Source organism: Methylorubrum pseudosasae (assembly GCF_029504475.1).
Lineage (GTDB): Bacteria > Pseudomonadota > Alphaproteobacteria > Rhizobiales > Beijerinckiaceae > Methylobacterium > Methylobacterium extorquens.
In genome coordinates, this window is sequence record NZ_JAQGDU010000002.1 from 2351758 (window position 1) to 2365902 (window position 14145).

12 protein-coding genes and 1 pseudogene are annotated in these 14145 nt (G+C 68.8%); 4 read left to right on the forward strand and 9 right to left on the reverse strand.

The annotated features are described in order from the left end of the window. Nucleotides 1–56: 56 nt before the first annotated feature. The 4 genes from M2437_RS11955 to M2437_RS11970 form a co-directional block, all read right to left on the reverse strand. On the reverse strand, nucleotides 57–425 hold the full coding sequence (locus M2437_RS11955; RefSeq protein WP_003599084.1) for a DUF6481 family protein: 369 nt from the start codon (nucleotides 423–425) through the stop codon (nucleotides 57–59). A gap of 102 nt (nucleotides 426–527) precedes the next feature. Further along, a complete protein-coding gene (locus tag M2437_RS11960; protein WP_003599086.1) occupies nucleotides 528–737 on the reverse strand; it encodes a cold-shock protein in 210 nt (69 codons plus the stop codon). Nucleotides 738–1113: 376 nt separating this feature from the next. Further along, nucleotides 1114–4704: a transcription-repair coupling factor gene (mfd, locus tag M2437_RS11965; RefSeq protein WP_253387532.1), complete on the reverse strand. Its 3591-nt coding sequence runs from the start codon at nucleotides 4702–4704 to the stop codon at nucleotides 1114–1116. Between the two features lie 213 nt (nucleotides 4705–4917). Next, nucleotides 4918–5214 carry an FAD assembly factor SdhE gene (locus M2437_RS11970; protein ID WP_012255294.1) on the reverse strand — a complete coding sequence of 99 codons (297 nt, stop codon included), beginning with the start codon at nucleotides 5212–5214 and terminating at the stop codon, nucleotides 4918–4920. A gap of 191 nt (nucleotides 5215–5405) precedes the next feature. Here M2437_RS11970 and recG point away from each other — a divergent pair, with 191 nt between their 5' ends. From recG to M2437_RS11985, 3 genes are all read left to right on the forward strand, one after another. Beyond that, the gene (gene recG, locus M2437_RS11975; RefSeq protein WP_253387533.1) at nucleotides 5406–7595 is read left to right on the forward strand and encodes an ATP-dependent DNA helicase RecG; all 2190 of its coding nucleotides are present in this window, start codon (nucleotides 5406–5408) and stop codon (nucleotides 7593–7595) included. A 69-nt stretch (nucleotides 7596–7664) separates the two neighbouring features. Then, nucleotides 7665–7901, forward strand: coding sequence for a hypothetical protein (locus M2437_RS11980; protein WP_158020982.1), 237 nt, complete (start codon nucleotides 7665–7667; stop codon nucleotides 7899–7901). A gap of 49 nt (nucleotides 7902–7950) precedes the next feature. After that, nucleotides 7951–8277, forward strand: coding sequence for a hypothetical protein (locus M2437_RS11985; RefSeq protein ID WP_003599094.1), 327 nt, complete (start codon nucleotides 7951–7953; stop codon nucleotides 8275–8277). Between the two features lie 22 nt (nucleotides 8278–8299). On the opposite strand, the gene M2437_RS11990 is transcribed toward M2437_RS11985, so the two are convergent. Then, nucleotides 8300–9145: a DUF502 domain-containing protein gene (locus M2437_RS11990; protein WP_003599096.1), complete on the reverse strand. Its 846-nt coding sequence runs from the start codon at nucleotides 9143–9145 to the stop codon at nucleotides 8300–8302. Nucleotides 9146–9326: 181 nt separating this feature from the next. Here M2437_RS11990 and M2437_RS11995 point away from each other — a divergent pair, with 181 nt between their 5' ends. After that, the gene (locus M2437_RS11995) at nucleotides 9327–9761 is read left to right on the forward strand and encodes a GlcG/HbpS family heme-binding protein (RefSeq protein WP_003599098.1); all 435 of its coding nucleotides are present in this window, start codon (nucleotides 9327–9329) and stop codon (nucleotides 9759–9761) included. A gap of 61 nt (nucleotides 9762–9822) precedes the next feature. Here M2437_RS11995 and glmS read toward each other — a convergent pair. The 4 genes and pseudogenes from glmS to M2437_RS12015 form a co-directional block, all read right to left on the reverse strand. Further along, nucleotides 9823–11650: pseudogene (gene glmS, locus M2437_RS12000) on the reverse strand (glutamine--fructose-6-phosphate transaminase (isomerizing)). Between the two features lie 183 nt (nucleotides 11651–11833). Further along, nucleotides 11834–13219, reverse strand: coding sequence for a bifunctional UDP-N-acetylglucosamine diphosphorylase/glucosamine-1-phosphate N-acetyltransferase GlmU (glmU, locus tag M2437_RS12005; RefSeq protein WP_253387535.1), 1386 nt, complete (start codon nucleotides 13217–13219; stop codon nucleotides 11834–11836). A 218-nt stretch (nucleotides 13220–13437) separates the two neighbouring features. After that, on the reverse strand, nucleotides 13438–13617 hold the full coding sequence (locus M2437_RS12010) for a hypothetical protein (protein ID WP_056464571.1): 180 nt from the start codon (nucleotides 13615–13617) through the stop codon (nucleotides 13438–13440). Then, nucleotides 13614–14141, reverse strand: coding sequence for a DUF2243 domain-containing protein (locus M2437_RS12015; RefSeq protein WP_253387536.1), 528 nt, complete (start codon nucleotides 14139–14141; stop codon nucleotides 13614–13616). Before M2437_RS12015 ends, M2437_RS12010 begins: the two co-directional genes overlap by 4 nt. Nucleotides 14142–14145: the final 4 nt, after the last annotated feature.

Genomic DNA, 14145 nt, shown 5'->3' on the forward strand with positions numbered 1-14145 from the left:
GTGCCGGGGCAAGCCCACGAGCCGGGGATCCGACTCACGGGAAAGCGATAGCGCGCTCAGCGGCGCAGCTTGATCTTGGCCTTGCGGGCGGCGTAGCGGGCGTCCCGCTCTTCCTTCTGCTTGGCCTGGGCCTCGCGGGCACGCTCGGCGGCAGCCTCGATTTCGGCGGCCTTGCGCGCCACTTCGGCCTCGCGCTCGGCGGCGGCGATGGCAGCCAGCCGCTCGGCATCGAGGCGCCGCTGCGTCTCGCGCTCCTTGACCCGCTCGTCGCGCGCAACGGCGATCGCACGGCGCTCGGCCTGGCGGGCCTGCACAGCCGGATCATCATTGGAGGGGCGGGCGCGGAAGCGGGCGAGCATGGCCTCCCGGGAGGAAGCCGAATCCTGGCGACGGTCGTCGAAGGAGTTTTGTTTGGTGAAGCTCACAGAGTGTCCTTGATCGTACCGGGTCCGGGATGAACCACGGCCTTAAAAGCGCAAAGCCGCTCCAGTCCGGAGCGGCTTCGACATATCGGGTTCAGGCGCGAATTACGCGACTTGGAGCTGACCCGCCGACTGCTTGCCGGAGCGACGGTCGGTTTCCATCTCGTAGGAAACCTTCTGGCCTTCGGTGAGGCCACGCAGGCCGGCGCGCTCGACGGCGGAGATGTGGACGAAAACGTCCTTCGAGCCGTCCTCAGGCTGGATGAAGCCGAAGCCCTTCTGCTCGTTGAACCACTTGACGGTGCCGATGCTCATAGAATGTCCTTGTCTCCGCAGGATTCAGGTAGAGAGCCTTGCGCCATGCAGCGCCAGGCTATGTCGTTCGACCGATAACGAAGGAAAATGAGAACCGCCCTGCGGAGGCGTCACGGCCCAGAAAATCCGGCCTCGCATCGATAAGATCTATATGCGACTCGAATGAAGCTTTATCAAGGCTCGTTTTATTTTTCGAGATGCAAGAATTGTTGGCAGGTCATTCGAAATGACCTGCCGCTTCAAGCGATTCATCAACGCGCAGCGTGAGTTGAGAAGGATCTCCCACACCGCGATCTCTCGCTTATATCGCGCGTGACACGCCCGCTCCGCCCTCCCGCTCCAACGGCAAGGGGCCGGCGGTCTCGCGCAGGCCCGGTCAGGCAGCCTTCTTGGCCCGCTTGGCGATCGTGACGAGCCCGCGCAGGATCTGCGTCGTCTCCTTCAGCCGCCGCGGGATGCCGTCGAGTTCGCGGATGAACACGACGCTCATGTCGGGCCGCACCTTGGCGAAGGAGCCCTGCTCCACGACCATGGCGGCAAGCCCTTGCGGGTTGGCGAAGGAGCGGTTGCGGAAGTGGACCACCACGCCCTTCGGCCCGGCCTCGACCTTCTCGACATTGGCGTCGCGGCACAGGATCTTGATGGTCACGATCTTCAGGAGCTGTTCCACCTCCGGCGGCAGCGGGCCGAAGCGGTCGATCAGCTCGGCACCGAAGCTCTCCATCTCGGCATCGTTCTCGAGGGTCGAGAGGCGCCGGTAGAGGCCGAGCCGGACGGTCAGATCCTCGACGTAGTCCTCGGGGATCGTGACCGGAGCGCCGAGCGCGATGGTCGGCGACCACGCTTCCTCCACCGGCTCCTCGATGCCGGCCTTGAGGGCGGTGACCGCATCCTCCAGCATCTGCTGGTAGAGCTCGTAACCCACTTCCTTGATGTGGCCGGACTGGGCATCGCCCAGGAGGTTGCCGGCGCCGCGGATGTCGAGATCGTGGCTCGCGAGCTGGAAGCCGGCGCCCAGCGTGTCGAGGCTCTGGAGCACCTTCAGGCGCTGTTCGGCCTGGGTCGTGAGCTGGCGGTTGGCCGGCGTCGTGAACAGGGCGTAGGCCCGCGCCTTCGAGCGACCGACACGCCCGCGCAACTGGTAGAGCGCGGCCAGACCGAACATGTCGGCCCGGTGCACGATCAGGGTGTTGGCGGTCGGGATGTCGAGGCCGGATTCGACGATCGTGGTCGAGAGCAGCACGTCGTACTTACCCTCGTAGAACGCCGTCATCACGTCCTCGAGCTGGCCCGCCGCCATCTGGCCGTGGGCGACCGCGACGGTGGTCTCGGGCATCTCGGTGTCGAGGAAGCGTTTGACCTCGGCCAAGTCCTCGATGCGCGGGGCGACGTAGAACGACTGGCCGCCGCGATAGCGTTCGCGCAGCAGCGCCTCGCGGACCAGCAGCGGATCGAACGGCGTCACGAAGGTGCGCACCGCCAGCCGGTCCATCGGGGGCGTGGCGATGATCGAGAGTTCGCGCACACCCGTCATGGCGAGTTGCAGCGTGCGCGGAATCGGGGTGGCCGAGAGCGTCAGCACGTGCACGTCGGCCTGGAGCGCCTTGAGCCGCTCCTTGTGGGCGACGCCGAAATGCTGCTCCTCGTCGACGATGATGAGGCCGAGATCCTTGAACGCGACGTTCTTGGCGAGCAGGGCATGGGTGCCGACGACGATGTCGACCGTCCCGTCGGCGAGCCCGGCCCGGTTCTGGCGCTGCTCGCCCGCCGAGACGAAGCGCGAGAGCTGCGCGACGTTGATCGGCAGGCCCTTAAACCGTTCGGCAAACGTGCGAAAATGCTGGCGGGCGAGAAGCGTGGTGGGCACCACCACCGCCACCTGCTTGCCGGAGATCGCCGCCGCGAAGGCGGCGCGCAGGGCCACCTCGGTCTTGCCGAAGCCGACATCGCCGCAGACGAGGCGGTCCATCGGACGCCCCGCGTTGAGGTCGTCGAGCACCGCGTCGATGGCGTTGGCCTGATCCTCGGTCTCCTGGAAGGCGAAGCGGGCGGCGAATTCCTCGTAGAGCCCCTCCGGCGCCTTGAGGCTGGGGGCGGACTTCACGAACCGCGCAGCGGCGATCTTGATGAGGTCGCCAGCCATCTCGAGGATGCGGCGCTTCATCTTGGCCTTGCGGGCCTGCCAGGCGCCACCGCCCAGGCGGTCCAGCGCGACCTCCGAATCCTCTGAGCCGTAGCGGGTCAGGAGCTCAATATTCTCCACCGGCAGCAGCAGCAGGCCGCCGGCATATTGCAGTTCGAGGCAATCGTGCGGCGCGCCCGCCGCGGTGACGGTCTTGAGCGTGACGAAGCGGCCGATGCCGTGGTCGGCATGGACCACGAGATCGCCGGGCTGGAGCGCCTGCACCTCCAGGATGATGTCCTGCGGGCGCTTGGACTTGCGCTTCTGGCGCACCAGCCGGTCGCCCAGGATGTCGCCCTCGGCCACCACCGCGAGCCGATCGAGGGTGAAGCCGGATTCCAGCCCCCAGACCGCGACCGCCACATCGGTGCCGCGCTTGAGCGCGTTGACCGCGGCGAAGGTGTTGATCACCGTCGGCTTCTTGAGCCCGTGGTCGGTCAGCACGCCGCAGAGCCGGTCGCGCGAGCCTTCGGACCAGGATCCAAGGATCACGTGATGCCCGGACGCCTGGAGATCCCGGATATGCGCGACCGCCGCGTCGAACACGCTGGCCGCGTCGTCGGCCCGCTCAGGCGCGAAGCTTCGCCCGGCCCTGGCGCCGCAATCGATCACCGCGCGCTCGTCGGAATCCGGCGTCGCGAAGGGGGTGAGCCGGACCACCGTGCCGGACTCGACCTTGCTCTTCCATTCGTTGGGCGTGAGGTAGAGCGCGCGCGGCGGCAGCGGCTTGTAGGGCGCGACGCCGCTCTGCGGGTTCTTCAGCGCCGCTTCGCGGGCCTGGAAATAGTCCTGGATCAGGGCGAGCCGCTCGGTGGCCGCCTCCTCCACCTGCGGGTCGAACAGCATCGGCACCTCGCCGAGATAGTCGAACAAGGTGTCGAGGCCGTCGTAGAACAGCGGCATCCAGTGCTCGAGGCCGGCATAGCGCCGGCCCTCGCTCACCGTCTCGTAGAGCCGGTCATCGCGGGTCGCCGCGCCGAAGCTCGACAGGTAGCCCTGCCGGAAGCGCCGGATCGTCTCGGTGGTGAGTTGCACCTCGCTCATCGGCACGAGGTCGAGGGAGCGCAAGGCCCCCACCGTGCGCTGCGTCTCGGGATCGAAGGCGCGGATCGATTCGAGCGTGTCGCCGAAGAAGTCGAGGCGGATCGGGTTCGGCAGGCCGGGGGGCGACAGGTCGAGGATACCGCCGCGCACGGCGTATTCGCCGGTATCCCGCACCGTTCCCGTGCGCAGGAAGCCGTTCGCTTCCACCCAGGCCACGACCTTGTCCATCGGCACCACGTTGCCGATCGCCGCCGAGAAGGTCTCGACGGCCACGCGCGACCGCGGCGGCACCCGCTGCACCAGAGCGTTGATGGTGGTGCAGAGAATGCGCGGCTTCTCCTCCGACGAGCGCGAACGGGTCAGCCGCGACAGCGCGGTCATGCGCTGGGCGGCGATAGCACCGTTCGGCGACACCCGGTCGTAGGGCTGGCAATCCCAGGCCGGAACGCTCATCGCCTCGATCTCGGGGGCAACGAACTTCAGCGCGTTCTGGAAGGCGTTGGAGCGGCCGGAATCGCGGGCGACGTGGACCAGCACCGCCGGCCCTTCGAACGAACCGGACAGCGCGCGGGCGAGGTCGGCGGCCACCAGCGCATCGAAGCCGTCGGGGACGCTCGCCAGCGTCGGGCTGTCGCCGCGCTTGATCGCATCGAGCGCCTTGGTGAGCGGTGCCGATTTCGGCAGGGCGAAGCGCGCGGTCTGCGGCTTCGGAGCGGGTGGCTTGGGTTGGGGCTTGGCCATCGAGCGTGCTGTATCAGGGGAAACGGATCGAGATGGGGCGTGGATCACCCGCGATCCAAACCATTCCCCTCATCCTGAAGTGCAGAGCGAAGATAAGCCTCGAAGGAGGGCTCCAGGGATCGCACGGTCTCTGGAGCCCTCGTTCGAGGCCCGCTGACGCGGGCACCTCAGGATGAGGGGGCAAGTGGAAGATAGGGAGCGCCGATCCTCGTTTCAGCTATGGATCGGCGCGTCGTGCCGATGAAACGCCTTGAGCCGGCGGTAGACGGCGGTGTCGTAATTCTCCGGGGTCGCGTCCTCTCCCGTGAGCCAGCGGAACAGGTCGCGGTCGGGCACTTCGATCAGCGCCTCGAACTGCGTCAGTTCCTCCTCGGACAGCGCGCCGATCTCGGAATCGGCGAAGCGGCCCATGATCAGGTCCATCTCGCGGATGCCGCGGTGCCACGCGCGAAACAGCGTGCGGCGGCGGCGCGGGTCGAGGTCGGCGCTGGTTCGGGTGGTGCCGGACATGGGCTGTCCCCTGGTAATCCTGACCCCGCATGTAGAGGGGCGTGCAGCTCCGGGCAAACGGCGCGTCCGGCATAAGGATCCGACGGGACGCACGCGCATGATGTCATATGCCCAGATGCGACGGAGGCAGGAAGCAGGGTATACGGAGCCCGAGCATCGCCCACGTTTCAAAGGCCCAAGCCTCCGGTCACATGACCTCGGATACCAGCCAGACCCTCGGGCACCCTGCTGATGCGGCCCCTCCCCGCTCCGGCGGGGACGTCGCCCCCGGCCTTCGCCCCAGCCTCCTCGACCCGCTCTTCGCCCCCGCCCGCGGTCTGCCCGGCGTCGGGCCGAAGATCGCGCCGCTCATCGAAAAGCTGCTCGGCTCCGAGGAGCGGCCGGCCCGCGTCGCGGACCTGCTGTTCCACCTGCCCCAGAGCGGTGTCGCCCGGCCGCTCTGCGGCTCGATCCGCGATGCGCCGACGGGCGAGCCCGTCACGCTCGGCGTCACTGTGGTGGCCCATCGGCCGCCGATGCTCGGCAAGCGGGCCTTCCGGGTGCTGGTCGAGGACGGGACCGGCGACATCAGCCTCGTCTTCTTCGGCATGCCGCGGGGCCGCATCGAGAAGATGCTGCCGCTCGGCAGCCATCGCTACGTCTCAGGGAGGATCGACCTGTGGGACGGCACGCGGCAGATGGTGCATCCCTCGCGCATCCTCGACCAGGAGGGGTTGGCCAGCCTGCCCGCCGTCGAGCCGATCTACGGCGCGACCGAGGGGCTGACCTCGCGGGTCATCAGCCGGATCGTGCACGGCGCGCTCGACCGGCTTCCCGTCCTGCCCGAGTGGCAGGATGCGTCCTATCTCGCCCGCAACCGCTTTCCCCCCTTCGCCGAGGCTCTGCGCATCGAGCACCGGCCGGAGGAGGCGCCCCCTCCCCCGGTCGAGGGGCAGGCGCCGCCCGCGAGCCCCGCGCGCAAGCGCCTCGCCTACGACGAGTTGCTCGCCTCGCAGCTCGCACTCGCCCTGGTGCGCGCCCGACAGCGGCGGAAGCCCGGCCGGGTCAATGCCGGCGACGGGCATCTGAAAGAGCGGGTCGAGGCGGCGCTTCCCTTCGCGCTGACCGGCGCGCAGGCGCGGGCGGTCGAAGAAATCCGCGCCGACATGGCCGCCGAGCGGCGGATGCTGCGCCTGCTCCAGGGCGATGTCGGCTCCGGCAAGACAGCGGTGGCGTTGCTCGCCATGGCCTCGGCAGTGGAAGCCGGGCGGCAGGCGGCGCTGATGGCGCCGACCGAGATTCTGGCGCGCCAGCACTACGAGCGACTCGTGCCGCTGGCCGGCGCCATGCGCCTGCGCCTGCTCACCGGCCGCGACCGGGCCGCCGAGCGGCGGGCGACGCTGGCGGATCTCGCGGCGGGCGAGATCGACATCGTGGTCGGTACCCACGCCCTGTTCCAGGAATCGGTCGCGTTCCGCGATCTCGGCCTCGCAGTGGTGGACGAGCAGCACCGCTTCGGCGTGCACCAGCGCCTCGCGCTCGGCGCCAAGGGCGAGGCGGTGGACATCCTCGTGATGACCGCCACCCCGATCCCGCGCACCCTGGCACTCACCTTCTTCGGCGACATGGACGTCTCGGTGCTCGACGAGAAGCCGGCCGGGCGCCAGCCGATCAAGACTATCACCGTGCCGGTGGAGCGCATCGACGAGGTGGTGGGCGGCCTGCACCGGGCCCTGGCCGCGGGCGACCGGGTCTACTGGATCTGCCCGCTGGTCGCCGAATCGGAATATGTCGATCTCGCCGCCGCCGCCGAGCGGTTCGAGGATCTGCAGAAGCATTTCGGCGACGCGGTCGGCCTGATCCACGGCAAGATGCCGGGGCCGGAGAAGGATGCGGCGATGGAGGCCTTCGCCGCCGGCCGCACCCGCGTGCTGGTCTCGACCACCGTCGTGGAGGTCGGCGTCGATGTGCCGGAGGCCACCATCATGGTGATCGAGCATGCCGAGCGCTTCGGGCTGGCCCAGCTTCACCAGCTCCGCGGCCGGGTCGGGCGCGGCTCGAAGGCCTCCTCCTGCCTGCTGCTCTATCGCGGGCCCCTCGGCCAGGTCGCCAAGGCGCGCCTGGAGATGATGCGCTCGAGCGAGGACGGCTTTCGCATCGCCGAGGAAGACCTGCGCCTGCGCGGCGAGGGCGAGGTGCTCGGCACCCGCCAATCCGGCGCCGCCGCCTTCCGCCTCGCCCGGCTCGAGACCGACGGCGACCTGTTGGAGGCCGCCCGCGACGACGCCCGGCTGATCGTGGAGCGCGACCCGCGCCTCCAGAACGAGCGCGGCCGGGCGCTCAGGGTGCTGCTCTACCTGTTCGAGCGCGAAGCGGCGATCCGGCTGATCGAGGCGGGCTGACGGAGCGTTCGCGCGGCGGTCGGGCAAAACCCGTTTCCGCCATCGGAGGGAGCGCCTCGGACGCCGAATATGATCGCCCGTTCAGAAATCCGTTCAGAAACGAACGATCCTGAACGGGTCGTTCAGGAAGCCGAAGCCGCCGCTCCGGACATTCCCGGCTGCGGCAACGCTGCGCGGCAAAAGGGCGTTTTTTGTTTCCAATCAATCCTTTGCACAGCATCGCTCGCACTCGGAACGAGCGTCGGACAGGGCAGAAAAAGCGGAATTACCTTGTATCTGCCCCAATTGCCGCTTAACTGGAGATGAACAAACGGCCTCGTAGACCGGGGTGCCACTGGAAAAAAGGAGGATCGCAATGTCGATCGCACCGTTCCAACGCCTGCCGGGTTCCTCCGAGAATTGGGGAGCCGATACGCTTTCCATCGAACCCTGGCTCATGCCGATCTCGGACCGCGAGACGCGCGACGAGACGTCGACGGACGCTTTGGTGAACGCCGTGCGGCAATCCTCGCGTCGGCTCTGGATCGCGGCCAACGCGCTGTGTGCGGGCCTCGCCCTGCTGGTGACGGTTCAGATCGCCAGCGATTGGTCCTCGCCGGTCGCCCGTCCTGCGGCCACCCATCAGGTCGCCGACGCGACCCCGCCGACGCTGCCGGTCGAGAAGGCGTCGCTCCAGCACTGAGACCGTCAGGCCTCGGAACGCTCTACAGATCCTGGCGCGCCGGTTCCCGGCGCGCCTTTTCCGTTTCTGCGGCCTCGCCTTCCTGCATCTGCGCCTGCCGCAAGGACGCGGCCATGGCCTGCAGGCCCGCCCGCGGATCCTCCGGCTGGATCACGCCCGCCGACATCACGAGCTTGGCCGCGTCGTCCACGCTGATGCCGACTTCGACGATGTCCGAGCGCGGTAGGTAGAAGAAGAACCCCGTGGTCGGGTTCGGCGCGCAGGGCAGGAACACGCCGACATAATCTTTCGACTCGCCCCCCTCCTTCGCATGGAGCGCGCCCTGCACCTCGTTGGCCGCGGGTGCGGAGAGGAACACCACCGACCACGTCCCCTTCACCGGAAACTCCACGAGTCCGACGGTGCGGAACGAGGTGCCGTTGGCCGAGAACAACGTCTCGAAGATCTGGCGCAGGCCGCGGTAGAGCCCGGAGATGACGGGCGTGCGGGCCAGCAGCACCTCGCCGAACTCGACCACCGAGCGCCCGACCAGGTTGGCGGTGAGAAAGCCCAGCAGCGTCACCGCGACGAAGGCGATGACGAGGCCGATTCCGGGGATCGAGAAGGGCAGGTAGTGGTCCGGCAGATAGCTGACCGGCACCAGCGGCTTCACCCATCCGTCGATGAGGGCGATGAACCACCACGTGATGTAGATCGTGATCGCGAGCGGACCCGCGACGATCACGCCGGTGAGGAAGTAGGTCCGCAGCCGGCCCCGGGCGCTGACGCGCGTCTTGGACGAGGCGGGTTCCGGAGCATCCGGAATCGGCGAGAGGGTCGGCGCCACGTATGCACCTCGAGAGACGGACGAGCGGACGGACGGATCCATCCCGGCCTCCGGCTCTCCGGGGCAGAGACGTAGCGGCTGCGCACGGGCGGCTCAAGAGCAACCGGTGCCGGTGGGCGGATTGAGTGGTGCGCGAGGCAACTTGATCGGGGCCCGAGAAATCTTACCTCGGAACAGCCCGCTGTGGCCAAGGTTCAGCGATAAGTTTCAGGGAGAAGACCCGATGCACGTCACCATCGAACAGGCGGAAAAGGCGATTCAAGCGGCCCGCGCCAAGGCGGTCGAACTCGGCACCCAGATGTGCATCGCGATTGTCGATTCGGGCGGCAACCTCAAGGCCTTCCACCGCATGGACGGCGCCTGGGTCGGCTCGATCGACATCGCGCAGAAGAAGGCCAAGACCGCCGTCTTCTTCGGCATGAAGACCGGCCAAATCGGTGCCCTGTCGCAGCCCGGCGGCTCGCTCTACGGCATCGAGCACTCGAATCAGGGCCTCATCACCTTCCCCGGCGGCATCCCGATCGTCGATGCGGATGGCGAAATGTCGGGCGCGATCGGCGTCAGCGGCTCGTCGGTGGAGAACGATGACGCGGTGGCGCTCGCAGGCGCCAGCGCGATCGGCGACACCGAGCTGCCCGACCACCCCTGGCGCACCTGATTCGTTGGCAGGCGCATCGATCCGAAGGCCGGATCGATGCGCCGAGCGGTACTCCCGCCGCTCACTCCACCGTGACGGACTTGGCCAGGTTGCGCGGCTGATCGACGTCTTTCCCCATGAACACGGCGGTGTGGTAGGCGATGAGCTGGATCGGCACCGCGTAGACGATCGGCGCGATCACCGGGTCCACATCCGGCATGGTCAGCGTCGCCAGCGTGTCGAGCCCGGCGGCCGCCGCGCCCTTCGCATCGCCGACGAGGATGATCTTGCCGCCGCGGGCGGCGACCTCCTGCATGTTCGAGACGGTCTTCTCGAAAATGGCGTCGTGCGGGGCGATCACGATCACCGGCACACTCTCGTCGATCAGGGCGATCGGCCCGTGCTTGAGTTCGCCCGCCGCGTAGCCCTCGGCGTGGATGTAGCTGATTTCCTTCAGCTTCAGCGCGCCTTCGAGCGCCATCGGGTAGCTCGTGCCGCGGCCGAGATAGAGCACGTCGCGGGCCTTCGCGATCTCGCGGGCGAGCCCCTCGACCTCGGCTTCCATCTTCACCGCCTCGGCCATCAGGCCGGGAGCGGTGATGAGCGCATCGACGACGGCGCGCTCGCGCTCCGCGCTCAGGGTGCCGCGGGCGCGCCCGGCGGCCAGCGCGAGGCAGAGCAGCACCGTAAGCTGGCAGGAGAAGGCTTTGGTCGAGGCGACCCCGATCTCGGGCCCGGCGAAGGTCGGCATCACCGCCGAGGATTCCCGGGCGATGGTCGAGGTCGGCACGTTGACGACCGCCAGCGTGTGCTGGCCCTGTGCCTTGGCGTAGCGAAGCGAGGCGAGCGTGTCGGCGGTCTCGCCCGATTGCGAAATCACGAGCGTCAGCCCGTCCCGCTCCAGCGGCGGCTCGCGGTAGCGGGTCTCGGAGGCGACGTCGATCTCGACCGGCAGACGCGCCAGGGTCTCGAACCAGTATTTGGCGACGAGGGCCGGCATAGTACGCGGTGCCGCAGGCGGTGATCGAGAGGCGCGAGAGCCGGGCGAAATCGAAGGGCAGTTCCTCCCGTAGGACGACCTGACCGCGCGCCATGTCGACGTAGTTGGCCAGCGTGCGCCCGACGACCTCGGGCTGCTCGTGGATTTCCTTCGCCATGAAGTGGCGGTGGTTGCCCTTGTCGACGAGGAAAGCCTGCGTCGCGATTCGTTGGCGCGGCCGGCGCACCACGGCACCGGTGATGTCGTGAATCTCGGCACCGTCGCGGGTCAGGATCGCCCAATCACCCTCTTCGAGATAGGTGATCTGATCGGTGAAGGGCGCGAGCGCGAGCGCGTCCGATCCGAGATAGGTCTCGCCCTGCCCGAAGCCGATGGCCAGCGGCGCGCCGTGGCGGGCGCCGATCAGGAAATCGTCCTCGCCCGCGAACAGGAAGGCCAGGGCGAAGGCGCCGTGCAGGCGCGGCAGCGCCGCCTCGACGGCAGCCACAGGCCCGAGCCCCTGCTCCATCAGGTGGCTGACGAGCTGCGCCACGACCTCGGTGTCGGTCTCGCTCTCGAAGCGCGCGCCCGCTGCTTCGAGTTCGCTCTTCAACTCGCGGAAATTCTCGATGATGCCGTTATGGACCACCGCCAGCCGCTCGGTGGCGTGCGGGTGGGCATTGGTCTCGTTGGGGCGTCCGTGCGTGGCCCAGCGGGTATGGCCGATGCCGATCGCGCCCGGAAGCGGCGCCTGGGCCAGCTTGAGCTGCAGGTTCGAGAGCTTGCCCTCGGCCCGGCGGCGGTCGAGCCGGCCGTGATCCAAGGTGGCGATGCCGGCCGAATCGTAGCCGCGATACTCGAGCCGCCGCAGCGCCTCGACCAACGCGTCCGCGACCGACTCACGCCCGACGATGCCGACGATTCCGCACATGGCCGATCCTGAAGCCGTTGATCAGAGGCGCCGTCACATCCCGTGATGGGATGTCCGCCCGAGGCGAGGCTTCCTGCGGTGCAAGAGGAGCCCGACCTTGAGCTTGGCGCGGATGGAAGGCTTGTACGGATCGCAGCGCGGGAAGGCCAGCACCCGCCGTCGGAAGCCGTTCGGCTCGGCCGCTCAGCTCTTCTTCGCCTCGCGGGCTGCCTTGGCAGCCTTCAGGGTCTGACGCAGGGTCTTGGCCGCCCCCTCGCGGGTGATCTGCCGCCCCCGCGCCACGGCCAGCGCATCCGCCGGCACGTCGCGGGTGATAACCGAGCCGGCCCCGACCAGCGCGCCCGCGCCAACGCTGACCGGCGCCACCAGCGCCGAGTTCGAGCCAATGAAGGCGCCCTCGCCGATGAGCGTGCGGTGCTTCGACACGCCGTCGTAATTGCAGGTGATGGTACCCGCGCCGATATTGGCGCCCGCTCCGATCTCGGCGTCACCGAGATAGGTCAGGTGCGAGGCCTTGGCGCCTGCATGCAGGGTCGCGTTCTTGATCTCGACGAAGTTGCCGAGATGGACGCCCGCCTCCAGTACCGCACCGCCGCGCAGGCGCACATGCGGGCCGATATCGGCGCCCTCCATGAGCCGGGCGTCGTGCAGGTGCGAGAAGGCGCGGATGGTGCAGCCGTCGCCGATGACGACGCCGGGGCCGAACACGCAGTGCGGCTCGACGACGACGTCACGGCCAAGGATCGTGTCGACGCTGAAGAACACCGTCTCGGGCGCGATCAGCGTCGCCCCGCCGAGCTGGGCCGCCCGGCGCAGGCGTGCCTGGATCGTCGCCTCGGCCTGGCTGAGCTGCACACGGTCGTTGACGCCCTGCGCCTCCGCCTCGTCCACAGGCACCACGGCGACGGAGAACCCGTCGCCAGCGGCGAGCGCCACCGCGTCGGTGAGGTAGTATTCGCGGTTGGCGTTGTCGTTGCCGATCCGCTCCAGCAGCGACAGGGCGTGCGCGCCCGACAGCGCCATCAGCCCGGCATTGGACAGGCGCACCGCCCGCTCGTCCTGCGAGGCGTCCTTCTCCTCGCGGATCGCCAGGACACGGCCCCCTTCCGTCAGCACGCGCCCGTAGCCGGTGGGGTCGGCGGCCTCGAAGGCCAGCACCGCCACCGCCGCGCCCTCGCGCAGAGGCGCGCGCAGGCGGGCATAGGTTTCGGCCGTGACGAGGGGCGTGTCGCCGAAGGCCACGAGCACGTCCTGCCCGCCCTCCAGGGATGCGCGGGCGGCGAGCACCGCGTGGGCGGTGCCGAGGCGCTCGGCCTGCGGATGGATGCCGGCGCCAGGCGCCAGCCGTTCGATCTCGCGGACAACGTCCTCGCGGCCCGGCTCGACCACTACGGCAAGGCGGGCGGCGCCCGCCTCCTGCACCGCGGCGAGCACATGGCCGAGCATCGAGCGGTTGGCCAGCGCGTGAAGCACCTTGGGCCGGTCGGAGCGCATTCGCGTGCCCTTGCCGGCTGCCAGCACGATCGCGGTGAAGCCGCTCTCCGTCCCGTGGTTCGCGCCTGCCGTCATCGAAATCTGCTTCCTGCCGTCTGGGAGTGCTTCACGAAACGCGGGGTTACCCGGTCGCCCTCCCCTGTCAGCCGCGAGGAGGCAAGCGGAAGCGGAGTGAAAGACACTGAATCGAGGGCCCGTTTAGCCGATCGGACGGCGGGCGCGAAGAGTGTGCGGAACGGTCCCCGTACAGCGGGGCAAGCGGCGCGAGGCAGAGGCCGCGACCTGAGAGAGCCTCACCACGGCAGGCAGCGGATCTGAAGCAGATCCTCGGCGCTCACCCGGATACCGAACGCCAGAACGCGCCAAGCCGGCATCGTCGCGAGGCCGAGGCCTGCGGCGAGGACGAGCCAGGGCCAAGCCCGCCGTAGGGTCTTCGTGTCCCGCCGCAGGCCGCCCTCTTCCGCCCGCCTCATCGCCGCAGCCCGGCGGGAGCCGCCCCGGCCTGCCGGCGTCTCGTCCGCAGCAGCCAGAGGCCACCCAGCAGCATGGCGAGGCCCCAGGCGAGGAAGCCGAGATCCCAGGCCAGCCAGTGTGCCCGGTCCACCTGCTCATTGACATGGTGCACGCCGAGCCACTGGTGGTCGATCAGACCTTCGACGAGGTTGAACAGCCCCCAGCCGACGAGAAGGCTGCCGGCCAGCGCCCGGTTCGACCAGCTGAGATGCCGCCCCCGCGCCCGGCGCCACAGGATGAACAGCCCGACCACGACGAAGACGTAGGTCGCGCTGTGGAAAATGCCGTCCCAGAGCGTGTTGAGTTCGAGGTTCTCGATCGAGGTGATCGGGTACCAGGAACTCAGCATGTGGTGCCATTGCAGCACCTGATGCAGCACGATGCCGTCGAAGAAGCCGCCGAGGCCGAGCCCGAAGAGCACGCCCGCCGCGACCGGGAAGTCGGCCCCCTCCGTCGGCGCGGGAGCGCTCGCTTGATCACGCATCACC